Annotated in this window: 11 protein-coding genes; 6 read left to right on the forward strand and 5 right to left on the reverse strand. The window is 61.7% G+C overall.

The window, feature by feature from the left end:
• Positions 1–46: 46 nt before the first annotated feature.
• Together tgt and Q0G85_RS02200 are read right to left on the reverse strand one after the other, a co-directional pair.
• Positions 47–1,192: a tRNA guanosine(34) transglycosylase Tgt gene (tgt, locus tag Q0G85_RS02195; protein WP_297154308.1), complete on the reverse strand. Its 1,146-nt coding sequence runs from the start codon at positions 1,190–1,192 to the stop codon at positions 47–49.
• 1 nt (position 1,193) lies between these two features.
• A complete protein-coding gene (locus tag Q0G85_RS02200; protein ID WP_297154309.1) occupies positions 1,194–1,955 on the reverse strand; it encodes an HAD family hydrolase in 762 nt (253 codons plus the stop codon).
• Between the two features lie 259 nt (positions 1,956–2,214).
• Between Q0G85_RS02200 and Q0G85_RS02205 the strand changes: the two genes are divergently transcribed.
• From Q0G85_RS02205 to queA, 6 genes are all read left to right on the forward strand, one after another.
• Positions 2,215–3,126, forward strand: a complete 912-nt coding sequence (locus Q0G85_RS02205) for an epoxyqueuosine reductase QueH (RefSeq protein WP_297154310.1) — start codon at positions 2,215–2,217, stop codon at positions 3,124–3,126.
• A complete protein-coding gene (locus Q0G85_RS02210; RefSeq protein WP_297154311.1) occupies positions 3,123–4,517 on the forward strand; it encodes a 2-hydroxyacyl-CoA dehydratase subunit D in 1,395 nt (464 codons plus the stop codon). Before Q0G85_RS02205 ends, Q0G85_RS02210 begins: the two co-directional genes overlap by 4 nt.
• Positions 4,514–6,520, forward strand: a complete 2,007-nt coding sequence (locus Q0G85_RS02215) for an acyl-CoA dehydratase activase (protein ID WP_297154312.1) — start codon at positions 4,514–4,516, stop codon at positions 6,518–6,520. Before Q0G85_RS02210 ends, Q0G85_RS02215 begins: the two co-directional genes overlap by 4 nt.
• 67 nt (positions 6,521–6,587) lie before the next feature.
• Positions 6,588–6,875, forward strand: coding sequence for a type II toxin-antitoxin system Phd/YefM family antitoxin (locus Q0G85_RS02220; RefSeq protein WP_297154314.1), 288 nt, complete (start codon positions 6,588–6,590; stop codon positions 6,873–6,875).
• Positions 6,876–7,196: a type II toxin-antitoxin system RelE/ParE family toxin gene (locus Q0G85_RS02225; RefSeq protein WP_297154316.1), complete on the forward strand. Its 321-nt coding sequence runs from the start codon at positions 6,876–6,878 to the stop codon at positions 7,194–7,196.
• A gap of 149 nt (positions 7,197–7,345) precedes the next feature.
• Positions 7,346–8,530, forward strand: a complete 1,185-nt coding sequence (gene queA, locus Q0G85_RS02230) for a tRNA preQ1(34) S-adenosylmethionine ribosyltransferase-isomerase QueA (RefSeq protein ID WP_297154317.1) — start codon at positions 7,346–7,348, stop codon at positions 8,528–8,530.
• A 119-nt stretch (positions 8,531–8,649) separates the two neighbouring features.
• On the opposite strand, the gene ligA is transcribed toward queA, so the two are convergent.
• The 3 genes from ligA to Q0G85_RS02245 form a co-directional block, all read right to left on the reverse strand.
• Positions 8,650–10,785: an NAD-dependent DNA ligase LigA gene (ligA, locus tag Q0G85_RS02235; RefSeq protein ID WP_297154318.1), complete on the reverse strand. Its 2,136-nt coding sequence runs from the start codon at positions 10,783–10,785 to the stop codon at positions 8,650–8,652.
• 80 nt (positions 10,786–10,865) lie between these two features.
• Positions 10,866–11,396 (reverse strand): HdeD family acid-resistance protein, encoded by a 531-nt coding sequence (locus Q0G85_RS02240; protein ID WP_297154319.1) that lies wholly within the window; start codon positions 11,394–11,396, stop codon positions 10,866–10,868.
• Between the two features lie 149 nt (positions 11,397–11,545).
• A complete protein-coding gene (locus Q0G85_RS02245) occupies positions 11,546–12,427 on the reverse strand; it encodes an NAD(P)H-hydrate dehydratase (RefSeq protein WP_297154320.1) in 882 nt (293 codons plus the stop codon).
• Positions 12,428–12,456: the final 29 nt, after the last annotated feature.

Genomic DNA, 12,456 nt, shown 5'->3' on the forward strand with positions numbered 1-12,456 from the left:
AGAAGCCGCCCGGCGCCGATAGCCTCGATACCGGGCGGATTCTATCTTAGTAGTCCTTCGCCGCGGGGCTTGCCATCCACTGCGCTTCGAACTCGGCATACGCATCGGCAAGCACGGCCTCGCGCGCGCGGCGCATGAGGTCGAGCAAATAGTGCAGGTTGTGAATGGAAAGCAAGATGCCGCCGAGCATCTCGTCTTGCTTCACAAGATGGCGAATGTAGGCTCGCGTGTGATTTTGGCAGGTCAGGCATGTGCACTCGGGGTCGAGCGGCGTGAAGTCGCGCGTGTACTTGGCGTTGCGCATGTTCATGCGGCCCTGGCTCGAAAACGCCGTGCCCATGCGGGCCGTGCGCGTGGGAAGCACGCAGTCGAACATGTCGACGCCCTCGCCCACCGCGCGCACGAGCGTGGTGGGATTGCCCACGCCCATGAGATAGCGCGGGCGATCGTCGGGCAGCGCACGCGCTACCTGGCCCAACGTCTCGAACATCGTCTCGTGGTCCTCGCCCACCGAGTAGCCGCCGATGCCGAAGCCGCCGAATCGGCGCCCGCCCGCAGCCAGGCTCTCGTCCTCGATTTCGCGCAAGCGGCGAATGCTCTCCAGGCGCAAATCGAGGTTCATGCCGCCCTGCACGATGCCGAAGAGCGTCTGATCGGGTCGTTTGTGCGCTGCCAGGCAACGGCGCGCCCACATAGCCGACAGGTCGACCGCGCGCTCGACGAACTCGCGCGTCGCGGGATACGGCGGGCACTGGTCGAGCTGCATGGCGATGTCGGCGCCGAGCGCTTCCTGGATGCGCATGTTCACCTCGGGCGTCCAGCGCACATAGCTGCCGTCGTAAATCGAGCGGAAGGTGACGCCATCGTCGTCGAGCTTGCGCGTATCGGCAAGCGAGAAGATCTGGAATCCGCCCGAGTCGGTGAGCATCGGCCCGTCGTAGTTCATGAACTTGTGCACCCCGCCGGCTTCCGCAACCACGTCCTCACCGGGGCGCTGCGAGAGATGGTAGGTGTTTGCAAGCACGACCTGGGATTTCAGCTCACGAAGCTGCGGCGGGGTGATTCCCTTCACCGTGGCGGACGTGCCGACAGGCATAAACATGGGCGTGTGGAAATCGCCGTGCGCCGTCGTGAAAGTAAGCGCGCGGGCGTTGCCGCTCTGAGCGTCGCACGTGCAGTCGAAAAGCGCCATGCTAGTTCGCGCCTCCCTCGATCGTCGCAGGGTCATCGCAGGTCGGAAGGTCGTCCACCCACGCTGCGAACTCATCCATCGTGCCATGTTTCACGCCCTCAAGCCCGCGGCCCTCGGGGTCCATAAGATGGTCAGTCACCAGATACACATCGCAGCCGAGCTTTGCCGACGCCAGGTCATCAAGCGTGTTATTGCCCACCATAAGCACCTCATCAGCGGAAAGACTGCAATTTGCGAGAATTTCAGCATAGTATTCCACCTGCGGCTTCACCGCCGAGGAATTCTCATACGTGGAAATATAGCGAAACGGCGCATCTCCCACGCCGCCCCACGCAAGACGCCACTCGACCGCGCGGCGGGGAAACATCGGCTGGGTCGCGAGCACGAGCGGATATCCCTTCGCGACGAGCGCGTCGATGGCGCGGCGCGTCGCGGGATTCGCCTGAACGCCCTCGCCGATAGCGCCGAAGCGCGTCTCGTAGTAGCGCGCGAACATCTCTTCCCAATCCGCCCCATCGCGGTCAAACATGGTAAAGAAGGTGTCCCAGAACACGTCGTGGTTCGTCTTCCCACCAGGCACGCGCTTGCCCATGGCAGAAGCGCCGGCGCCAAACGCGCGCGCGAACTTCTCGCCATCGACGCCCTGCTCAACCGCGAAATGCGCGATGTCCTTGAAGTAGCTGCCCAGAAATTCCTCGAGCTCCATCGGGCACAACGTGCCATCGAGGTCAAACAAGATCGCGCGATATGACGTGTTCGCCATGAAAGACCCTTCCCAGAAAAAGACCGCCTCAGGGGGCGGATTGCAAATTCGATACGAACAACAGTATAAAAGAGTGGAGGCTTTCGGGCACTCGGCGGCGCGGTGAACATGCAAAGTGCGGAAAACGAGGCACGGGGTTTCTCGCCGGGCGCTCCGCCAAACATTGAGGTTTGGCGGTTTCGTCGACGGCGACACAAGAGGGGTTCGGCCCTGTGCTAGTATCGATGGGTTGAATCCACGAATGCGAGAGGAGCCGCAGATGAAACTGCTATTGCATGCATGCTGCGGGCCGTGCTCGCTCGAGCCCGTGCGCCTTCTTCAAGCGGCTGGGCACGACATCACCATTTACTACGCGAATTCGAATATCGCGCCTCAAGAAGAGTACGCGCACCGCCTCGTCACGCTCGAGGATTGGGCGAAAAGCGAGGGCCTACCCGTCATTGAGGGTTCTTACGACCCTGCCACCTGGGAAAACACCGCTGGACGCATCGGAGACGCAGCGCTTGCCGACGTTCGCACAGCCCGCGAGCAGGAACAACCCGCCGCAGACGACCACGACGCGAGCGACCCCGCTGCGGACAACCCCAGCGCGGGCGAGAACTCCTCGGGCACCCAGCAAAGCACGGGCGACCCCCGCAAGCGCACTCCCCTTCGCGCCGACGTCCTCTCCGTTGACCCCGCACGCCGGGAAGCGCGCTGCCGCGCATGCTATCGCCTTCGCCTCGAAGAGACAGCACGCGTAGCCGCCGAGCAGGGTTACGACGGCATCGGCACCACGCTTTCCGTAAGCCCTTATCAGTATACCCAGGTCATCGAGGAAGAAGTGCAGCGAGCTGCCAGCCGAGCTGGAATCACAGGCATCTTCGAGGACTTCCGCCCCTACTACGACGAAGCCACGCGCCGAAGCCGTGCGCTCGGAATGTATCGCCAAAACTACTGCGGCTGCCGCATAAGCGACGAGGAAGCAGCCGCCGAGCGCGCGGAGCGCAAGGCGCAACGAGCAGCCGCGAAGCAGGCCGAACGCGCGGAACACGCCGCCGAAATAGCCGCCGCCGAGGCAGAGCTCAAGGATCATCGAGCCGCACGCGCAGCCTACGATAAGAAGCAAGCCCGCAAGCGAGCAATCCTCAAATCACTTCGCGAGCAGGCAAAACAGGAAGTATCAGAGTGAGACCCTTCGCAGACCCCATACACCGCTACATGGACCATGTGAAGCGCACGTGCGCAACCGACCCCGAGCGCGGCTGGCGGGATGCGCTTATCGGGTTTCGCGGAAACACCTGGGGGTCGCGCCATCTTCCCAACTTCCATGCGGCGCGCGGCTACCACAAGCTTGAAGCCTATACGCTTGGCCTCGTCTCCGACCAGCTCGGACACGAAAACGACTACGTGTGGGGAAACGTGTTCGCACCCGTAGAGATCATGGAATGCTTCGGGCTGGGGACCGTGAGCGTCGAATGCTTGGCGAGCTTCTTCTCGGGATACCATCTCGCGCCGTTTTTCATCGATCGCGCACAGGAAGCGGGCATCGCACCCACACTGTGCACGTACCACAAAACGGTCATGGGGATGATGGAAACGGGCGTGCTGCATGCGCCGCGGCTTGCCGTGACCACCTCTTGCGCCTGCGATGGCAACCTGAGCACCTTTCGCCAACTGGGGCAACGCATGGACGTCCCCATGGTGCTGCTCGATGTGCCCTACGAAGGCGATGACGAATCGGTCGATTACCTCGCTGCTCAGTTGCGCGAGCTCACGCGTACTCTCGAAGAGCTGACGAGCGTGCCCTTCGACGAGGGTCGCCTTTCGCATCTTTTAGAAGTCGAGCGGGAAACAAACGACCTCGCCTGGGAATTCATGCGCCTGCAGGCCGAGCACTTCTATCCGTCCGAGTTCATCCACCACCTGTTCTTCGTGCTCGCCATGCAGCTTTCAGCGGGAAGCGAGGAGCTGCGCGACCTGTTGCGCTTCATGGTGGACGACATCAAGCGCGCGCCGAAGCTTACAGGCGACAAGATTCTCTGGGTGCATCTCATGCCGTACTATCAGCAAAGCCTGAAAGCAGCCTTCGACTACAGCCCGGCGCATCAAATCGTCGCGGCCGACATGGCGTTTTGCACAATGAGCGACCTCGCCGACGCCGACCCGTTCCGCGCGCTCGCCAAAAAGCTCATCGGCAACGCGATGAGCGGCCCCTACGAGCGCAAACTCGCACTCATCGACCGCCTGCTCAACGCAACCCACGCCGACGGCGTCATCCACTTCTGCCATTGGGGGTGCAAGCAGTCTTCAGGCGGAAGTGCGATTTTGCGCGAGCACCTGCATGAGGCCGGCGTGCCCCTTCTGCAGCTTGACGGCGACGGCATCGACGAGCGCAACAGCCACGACGGCCAAATAAAGACGCGCCTCGAAGCATTTTTCGAAGTACTTGCAGCGAAGCGAGCGGAAGACGACGAGCAGGGCGCGGCCGCCGAGACGAAGGGCGGTGCGCAAAATGCGAGCGCTGACCAGACGGGCGGCACGCAGGGCGCAACGGCTGATCCGAAGGGCAGTGCGCAATGAGCATCGGATACGTTTGCAAATACGTCCCCGTCGAAGCACTTGAGGCGATGGGCGCACGCATGGAGCGCATCGAACCTGATGAGAGCCTCGTAAGCTTCGATGCCGCCGAAACCTGCATGCATGCCAACATGTGCAGTTTCGCGAAAGCGGCGTTTGAGACCATCGTCGCAGGCAACTTCGACGGCATCGTTTTGACCACCTGCTGCGACAGCATGCGCCGTCTCGCCGATGCGTTGCGCGCGCAAGCCCCTAGCCTGTTCATCCACGTGCTCGACGTGCCGCGCGACACGGGCGATGCCGCTTGCGCATTATACGAGCGCAACGTGAGGAAACTCCTTTGCACATATGGCGAATTCGCCGACGCAACGTTTTCGGAAGAGGCACTGTTCGCCCAGCTCGGCGGCACAATCTGTTCAGCGGAAGGAACCTGCGACTCGCCCTTGGAGCTCAACTACGCGAGGCTCCATTCAGAAGCTTCGCAGCCTTCATTCCGCCTCACGAAGTCGAGCTCTGCTTCACAGGATTCCACCTACAACGACCAGGCAGCGGACTCGGCCGCATGGAGCGAAGGCTGCGAAGCTTCTGAGCGAAATGCGAGCGAGTCCGCCGCCGCCCCGCAGGTCGAATCCAACCGCGACCAGGTTGGCGACGCCGGCGCGCGGAGCGAAGGCTGCGAAGCTTCTGAGCGCAGCGCGACCGCGGCGCCAGCCGTCCCACAGGTCGACAACGCCCTGCAACCGAAGACGCACTTCTCCCTCACGATGCCCAACGTAGGCATTGCGGGCGCACGCGCGAACCCAGAAATCAGACGCATTCTCGAATCGCGCGGCGTGAACATCGCCTTCGACATCACCTGCACGAACGCTAATCGTCATTTCGCGCCCCAAAAAGCGGATGCCCTCACTCATTACGTGCACGACGTGCTCACGCAGCTTCCCTGCGCGCGCATGCGTGACATATCCCCGCGCAAAGCCTTCCTCGACTACGCTCTTCCCCAGGTCGACGGGCTTATCTACCACACGGTGCAATTCTGCGACCTGTATTCCTACGAGTACAGCGAGCTCAAGCGAACCTCATCCACGCCGATGCTTGCGCTCGAAACCGACTGCACGGCGCAAAGCCGTGGGCAGATGCTCACGCGGCTCGAGGCGTTCCTTGAATCGATAGGTGCCTTGCAAACAGAGCGCCTCACAAGTCAGAAAGGCTCACCTATGAGCACAGCCGCCACCTTCGTCGTCGGGCTCGATTCGGGCTCTACCTCGACCAATGCCGTCGTCATGAACGAGGCGCGCGAAATCGTCGCGAGCGTTGTTGCAAGAACGGGCGCGAAGGCGGGAGCCTCCGCCGAACGCGCGTATCGAGAGGTGCTCGAACGCGCAAACATCACGCCTGACCAGGTTGGATGCACTATCGCAACAGGATACGGTCGCGTGAGCATCCCCTTTGCCGACGAAAACGTCACCGAAATCAGCTGCCATGGGCGCGGCGCACACTACTTCAACCCCGACGTTCGCACCATCCTCGATATCGGCGGACAGGACAGCAAGGCCATCCATGTTAACGCCGCAGGCGAAGTGACCGATTTCGCCATGAACGACAAATGCGCTGCGGGCACGGGACGATTCCTGGAGATGATCGCGCGTTCGCTCGAGATCGACCTCGACGAGCTGGGGCCAGCAGCGCTTGAAAGCAAGAAGCACCTGGAAATCGCCAGCATGTGCTCGGTTTTCGCGGAGTCCGAGGTCATCTCACTCATCGCCAACAACGAGGAGAAACCCGATATCGCAGCAGGCGTCTGCCGCGCCGTGGCGGGCAAGGCGTATTCGCTCATGAGGCGCGTCGGGCTTGAAGGGGCGTATATGATGACAGGCGGTGTTGCGCAGAACCCGGGCGTCGTGCGCGCAGTCGAGGAGCTCATCGGCGACAAGCTCTTCATCTGCGACGACCCCGAAATCGTCGGAGCAACCGGCGCCGCCCTGCTCGCCCTGGAGAAATCAGAGTAGTATATATTTACGTATAACTTTTGCACAAATACGTGATAGAATTCCTTCTGTTCAAAGGAGGGATTCTATGCCGTTGCCCGTACCGCATATCAGGCCCATCAGCGACCTTCGTACCAACCTAAACGATGTATGCGAATTGGCGCGCGAAAGCCAACAGCCCATTTTCATGACGAAGAACGGCAAGGCGAGCCTTGTGGTTATCGACTGCGAAGTGTACGAAGGGCAACAGCGGCACGAACGCTATGTCCAGAAACTGCGCGAAGCGGAAATCGAGGAGAAGTATCAATCGAAATCGCTCACGAAAGAAGCAGTCGACGATTCAATCGGGCGCCTTTTCGCGCATTGGGGCATTTAAATGCTTGTCCCTCTCTACCGTCCTCGCGCCGTACACGATCTAGAATCGATAGTGATTTATCTAGGTGAGGTGCAGAAATCCCCGAAATCGGCCCGCAAAGTCTACGATTCGATTGTCGAAGCGGTCGACCACCTTTGCAAAACACCCGAGCTTGGCCGCCCCTTCGTCGACGAAAGGCTTTCTCACCAAGGGTACCGATCATGGCTTGTCAATCCCTACCGCATTTTCTATTCTTTCAACAGCGAGAACCTTATCGTATGGCGAATCGTCCACACTCGCCAAGATATCGATGACTTTGCGTTCATCGACATCGACGATTAGTCGAGAGCAAAGCAACGATCAAAGGATTATTACATGAGAACTGAAGATTTCAATTATTCAACAGTCCAGTGGACTGTTGAACCCCGAGCACCGCGAAGCGGAGCGCAGGGGGCCGGGAAGGCGAAGGGCCACGGCGAAGGGCGGCGAGCATGAGAACTGAAGATTTCAATTACGACCTGCCCGAAGAGCTGATTGCGCAGGAGCCAGCGCACGTACGCGACGCGTGCCGTATGCTCGTGATGGACCGCGCGACGGGCGAGCTCGAGGACCGCATATTCCGCGATATCGAGGAATATCTCCGCCCGGGCGATCTGCTCGTAGCGAACGAGACGCGCGTCATGCCCGCACGCCTCTTGGGCGCGAAGCGCGGCACGGGCGGCCAGGCGGAAGTGTTCCTCCTTCGCGAAGTCAAAGGCGAGAAGGCGAAGCTCTACCTCGACGAAGCACTCACCGAATCAGCCAATCAACAGGCCATTTGGGAAGTGCTTGTGCGTCCCGGGAAGCGCCTGAAGCCGGGAAGCGGCGCTGTCGTCGACTTCGCAGACAAGCAGGGCAATGTCGCGCTTTCCGCCGAGGTCGTCGATTGGGCGAGCGCAAAGACGGACGCAGCGGCGGCGGGCGAAGGTCAGGACGCCGACGCGTCAGCTGCCAAGGGCGAGCGCATCGCGCGCCTCACCACGACGCTCCCCTCGCTCGACGAGGCGCTTCACGCCGTAGGGCACACACCCCTTCCGCCCTACATCAAGAACTATGCCGGTGACGAGGAGCTGTACCAAACTGTGTACTCGCGCCGCGAGGCTTCGGCAGCAGCGCCTACCGCAGGCCTTCACTTCACGCCCGAGCTCATTGAGCGCCTGAAGGCAAAGGGCATTCGTTGGGAAACCGTCGAGCTCGAAGTGGGACTCGACACCTTCCGCATTGTCGACGAGGACGACCCGACCGAGCACAAGATGCACACCGAGTTCTACACCGTGCCGCAAACTACCGTCGACGCCATCAACGAAACGCACGCGGCGGGCGGGCGCGTCATTGCCGTGGGGACCACGTCCACCCGAAGTTTGGAAAGCGCTTGGGACGCCGAGGCGAACGGAGGCGAGGGTGCCATCACGGCGCGCAATCGCGACGCCACGAGCCTCTACCTTCTGCCGGGCAGCACCTTCCATGTGGTCGATGGCCTCATCACGAACTTCCACGTGCCCAAAAGCACGCTCATGATGCTCGTAAGCGCATTCTCAAGCCGCGAGCACATCATGGCAGCTTACCACCACGCCATCGAGAGCCGTTATCGCATGCTCTCCTTCGGAGACGCCATGTTCATCAAGCCAATGGAATAGCGTCTGGTTAACACAGCAAGAATACCGCAAACGAAAGCGAGGCCCCTGCGAATCGCACATTCGCAGGGGCCTCTCATCATATGAGGGGACAGCCAGGCGAAAAGGCGCCCAGCCTGCGCCTATTCCACCGCAGGCACCTCGCCGGTTTCCAGGATATGCAGAAGCGCGTCCTCGTCGAGCACGGGAACGCCGAGCGCGATGGCCTTGTCGTACTTGCTACCCGCAGCCTCACCTGCGACAACGTAGCTCGTCTTCTTCGACACGCTGCCCGACACCTTCGCACCGCGCGCCTTGAGCGCACTGCCTGCCTCATCGCGCGTCATCCCGCTTTGCGTGAGGCTTCCCGTCAGCACGAAGGTCAACCCCGCAAGCGTTTGCGGCAGCGCATCTTCCGCTGCAGCCTGCACATCGTCTTCAAGCGACACGCCGTGCTTGCGCAGCCGCTCGATCACGGCCATGTTGTCGGGCGTGCGGAAGAACAGGTACACGCAGCGCGCGATCTTCGGGCCCACGCCCTCGACCGCCGCCAGCTCCTCCTCGCTTGTCGCCATGAGCGCATCGATCGAGGGGAACGCCGCAGCGAGCGCCTCCGCCATCGTCTTCCCCACATGGCGAATCCCCAAGCCGAACAGGGGCTTCGCCAAGGGGCGGGTGCGGCTCTCGTCGATTGCCGCCACGAGCTTCTTCGCCACTGTCTCGCCTAGGCGGATCGGCGCGCCTTCCTTGTTCACGCGCCCCATGTCGAGCATCGAGAGCTCAACCTCGTCGAGCGTGTAGTAGTCGGCAACGTCGGTCACGCGCCCGCTCTCGATAAGGCGCCCGATGATCTCTTCACCCATACCGTCGATGTCCATGGCGCCGCGGCTTGCCCAGTGGATGAGACGCTCAGCAGCCTGAGCTGGGCAATCAATGGAAATGCAACGATAGTCGACCTCGCCCTCCTCACGAACGACGGGACTTTGGCAGCTCGGGCACACGCGCGGCATTTCCCACGGTTGCGAGTCCTCGGGACGAAGCGAAAGTACGGGCTCTAATATTTCGGGAATCACATCGCCCGCCTTGCGCACGATGACCGTGTCGCCCACGCGCACGTCCTTGCGGCGCACCTCGTCTTCGTTGTGCAGCGTCGCGCGCGCCACGGTGGAGCCCGCCACGCGCACCGGCTCGAGCTCGGCCACGGGCGTCAGCTTTCCCGTGCGCCCCACCTGCACTGTGATGTCACGCAGCAGCGTTGTCTTCTCCTCGGGCGGGAACTTGAAGGCAATCGCCCAACGCGGGGCGCGCGCCGTGTAGCCCATCGCTTCCTGCTGCGCGAACGAGTTCACCTTCACGACGACGCCATCGATTTCGTAGGGCAAGGCGCCACGGCGCTCCAGCGAGCGCTCGCAAAACGCATGCACCTCTTCAGCCGAATGGACGAGCTCGATGTCGGGATTCACGTGAAAGCCCGCGCGCTTCAGCCATTGCAGCAGGTCCCACTGCGTATCGAGCGCCAATTTGCGCTCGTCGCCCACGGCATACACGAACGTCGACAGGTCGCGATGCGCCGTGATCTGAGGGTCTTTCTGGCGAAGGCTGCCCGCAGCGGCATTTCGCGGATTGGCGAACCCCGACTTGCCGTTGGCCTCCGCCGCCGCGTTGAGCGACTCGAAACTCGACTTGGGCATATAGCACTCGCCGCGCAGCTCGATAGGTTCCTCGTTATTGCGGATGGTGGAAAGCGCTTCGTCGCGCAAACGCAAGGGGACGTCTCGCACCGTGCGCACGTTCACCGTGATGTCCTCGCCCGTCGTGCCGTCGCCGCGCGTCGCCGCCTTCAGCAGGCGCCCGTTCTCGAACGTGAGCGCGACAGAGGAGCCATCGATTTTAAGCTCGCACACAAGCGGCGGGATCTCGCCGAAGAATTCCTTCACGCGGCCGAGCCATTCATCGAGTTCGCCCGCATCCATCGCGTCGTCGAGCGAGTACATGCGGCGCTCGTGCTGAATGGGCGCAAACTGATCGCCTACATAGCCGCCGACGCGCTGGGTCGGGCTCGACGAGTCGACCAATTCCGGATGCTGCGCCTCGAGCGCGCGCAACTCGTGCATGAGCGAGTCGAACGCACCGTCGGAGATTGCCGGCGCGTCAAGGGCGTAGTAAAGATAGCTGTTGTGCTCGATCTCGCGACGAAGCGCTTCGATACGCGCCGCCGGATCACTCGTTTGAGCAGCCAATTCTTCGCCGCTGAACAGATTCTGTTGCTCTTCGGGCATATCGATCCCCTTCACGAACAAGGCCCCGGGATGCCGGGGCCTCATGTCATCTTGCTATGCGGTCGCCGCCTTGAGCGACGCTACATGAGCACGCTGTCGGCGCGCCATCCGTACATGATAAGGGAAACGCCGCGCATTATGACGAATACCGCCAAGAAAACAGCGAGCATTGCCGGATAGACGAAGAACACTACGCCGCACAGGATGTCCACGATGCCCGAGAACACCATCCAGCCCCACATCGGCATGCTGAACTTATGCAGCTGAATCGCGCCCGCGATCTCGATGATGCCGAACGCCACGACGAAGATTCCCACGAGCCACGATATGACGCCCGAGAAGACAATCGGATGCAGCAGGAGCATGACGCCGATGATGATATCGAGGACCGCATACACGATCATCCACGGCGAAGGCGAGGTGAAGACGTTCCCCTTCAGGCGAACGTAGCCCACGATGTCGAGGATGCCGCTCACGAGGAATCCCGCTCCCAGAATCGCCGTGATCGTCGCCATCGTCAGCCCGGGAAACGCGGTGATGAAAATCGCGAGAAGCACGAGAAGCGCACCCGCAACGATGAGCCCCCAATCATGTCGCCTCAATTCCACCATAGCGATCGACCTCCTTCGGATTCGATGGGCGCCGCGCCCGCTTCGGCGCCAAGCGTCCCGTTTGACAGGCTCATTCTACTCCCACGCGCATTCGATGGGAAATAGTTACTACTCGCTTGTTGAATAACGCAGGTGCATTTCTTGACGGCTCATCTGATTGCGCGCCGTCTCGAATCCCGAATCACCAGGGGAAGGTAGCGCGGCAGGTCCTCCGCCACGACGCATCGCTGCGAAAGCTCGGACGCGGCAAGGCGACCGGTTCGAGCGTGAAGCGTCGCCGCGAGCACGCAGGCGTCGAAGGGGTCGAGCCCCTGCGCGAGAAGCGCGCCGACTATGCCCGCAAGCACATCGCCCGTGCCCGCCTTCGCAAGCGCTGGCGTCCCCTCGTCCATCACGGCGACGGTTTCGCCATCGGAGATAAAGCTCTTCGGCCCCTTAACAAGCGCCGTCACGCCATACGCAAGCGAGATAAGGCGTGCAAGCTCGCTTGCATCGTCTGTCGGAAAGCCGAAGGGCGCGGCAAGGCGCGCCGCCTCGCCCGCATGAGGCGTCACGATCGTCTGCCGCCCTGCCTCGAATCGCTCCCGAAGGAGCTTTCGCCCCCTCTTCGTGGCGAGGAATGCGAGAGCGCCCCCGTCTACCACAAGCGGCGAGCAGGCCGATTCGAGCACCGTGAATGCCAGCTTTTGACACGACTCGCTTGCCGCGTCGAAGCCCGGCCCCAGGACATATGCCGAGGGGTGGCCTGCCTTCGCGGACGGGAAATCACCAGAAGAGAGGCCCTTCCACGAGCGGACGACAAGGGAAGGACTTACCGCGCGGACGGCATTGACCGACTTCGGCGAGCAGATGACCTCGGTGTATCCTGCGCCCATGCGCTGTGACGCCAAGCCTGCAAGAGCGGCAGCACCCGGATAGCGCGAACAGCCGGCGACAAGCGTCACCTTCCCACGCGTATATTTGTTAGCATCCTCTGCAAGCTCGGGAAGCAGGCCGCACAACTTCGCATCCGAATATTTCCACGCGATCATCTTGAATCCCTTTCGCACTATAAGGTCAT

The sequence above is a fragment of the uncultured Ellagibacter sp. genome, assembly GCF_934617235.1.
Taxonomy (GTDB): domain Bacteria; phylum Actinomycetota; class Coriobacteriia; order Coriobacteriales; family Eggerthellaceae; genus Ellagibacter.

Bases quoted from the DNA above. Each gene is read 5' to 3' on its own strand.
- Q0G85_RS02225 (WP_297154316.1), top strand. From the start codon at position 6,876: ATGCTTGTCCCTCTCTACCGTCCTCGCGCCGTACACGATCTAGAATCG.
- Q0G85_RS02205 (WP_297154310.1), top strand. From the start codon at position 2,215: ATGAAACTGCTATTGCATGCATGCTGCGGGCCGTGCTCGCTCGAGCCC.
- tgt (WP_297154308.1), bottom strand. From the start codon at position 1,192: ATGGCGCTTTTCGACTGCACGTGCGACGCTCAGAGCGGCAACGCCCGC.
- queA (WP_297154317.1), top strand. From the start codon at position 7,346: ATGAGAACTGAAGATTTCAATTACGACCTGCCCGAAGAGCTGATTGCG.
- Q0G85_RS02215 (WP_297154312.1), top strand. From the start codon at position 4,514: ATGAGCATCGGATACGTTTGCAAATACGTCCCCGTCGAAGCACTTGAG.
- Q0G85_RS02220 (WP_297154314.1), top strand. From the start codon at position 6,588: ATGCCGTTGCCCGTACCGCATATCAGGCCCATCAGCGACCTTCGTACC.
- ligA (WP_297154318.1), bottom strand. From the start codon at position 10,785: ATGCCCGAAGAGCAACAGAATCTGTTCAGCGGCGAAGAATTGGCTGCT.
- Q0G85_RS02200 (WP_297154309.1), bottom strand. From the start codon at position 1,955: ATGGCGAACACGTCATATCGCGCGATCTTGTTTGACCTCGATGGCACG.
- Q0G85_RS02245 (WP_297154320.1), bottom strand. From the start codon at position 12,427: ATGATCGCGTGGAAATATTCGGATGCGAAGTTGTGCGGCCTGCTTCCC.
- Q0G85_RS02240 (WP_297154319.1), bottom strand. From the start codon at position 11,396: ATGGTGGAATTGAGGCGACATGATTGGGGGCTCATCGTTGCGGGTGCG.